Genomic DNA, 479 nt, shown 5'->3' with positions numbered 1-479 from the left:
AGCTCATAAAAGTTTGTACTTTATAGTACGTTTTTGTTAATCGAAATTAACGTTGGCACGCTTGGTTTTGTTTAGTTTTCAAAGATCATTTGTTTATCAAGCAACTTTATTATAATATCACACTCATTTTAAGAAAGCAAGATATTTTTTTAAAAGTTTTGGTGGAGCCTAGCGGGATCGAACCGCTGACCTCCTGCGTGCAAAGCAGGCGCTCTCCCAGCTGAGCTAAGGCCCCATTTTTAAGTTGATGGTCGGGGAGACAGGATTCGAACCTGCGACCCCTTGGTCCCAAACCAAGTGCTCTACCAAGCTGAGCTACTTCCCGTTATGGCGCGCCCGAGAGGAGTCGAACCCCTAACCTTTTGATCCGTAGTCAAACGCTCTATCCAATTGAGCTACGGGCGCTAATAATCTAAATTTAATCTATAAAAATAAGGTTAGTTATTTTCGCTAGCGCGAAAAAAACGTTGGTGCCGAGG

The 479-nt window shown here is 42.8% G+C and carries 3 tRNA genes; all 3 read right to left on the bottom strand.

Features of this window, described 5'->3' with window-relative positions:
- Positions 1-159: 159 nt before the first annotated feature.
- A tRNA-Ala gene (locus COD11_RS26395) sits at positions 160-235 on the bottom strand.
- 13 nt (positions 236-248) lie between these two features.
- Positions 249-325 (bottom strand) — tRNA-Pro (locus COD11_RS26390).
- A gap of 3 nt (positions 326-328) precedes the next feature.
- A tRNA-Arg gene (locus COD11_RS26385) sits at positions 329-405 on the bottom strand.
- Positions 406-479: the final 74 nt, after the last annotated feature.

Origin of the sequence: Bacillus sp. AFS040349, from assembly GCF_002577655.1 — a bacterium.
In the GTDB taxonomy this organism is placed as follows: Bacteria; Bacillota; Bacilli; order Bacillales; family Bacillaceae; genus Metabacillus.
Note: the sequence above shows the minus strand (reverse complement) of the source record. Positions and strands in the feature narration are given on the sequence as shown.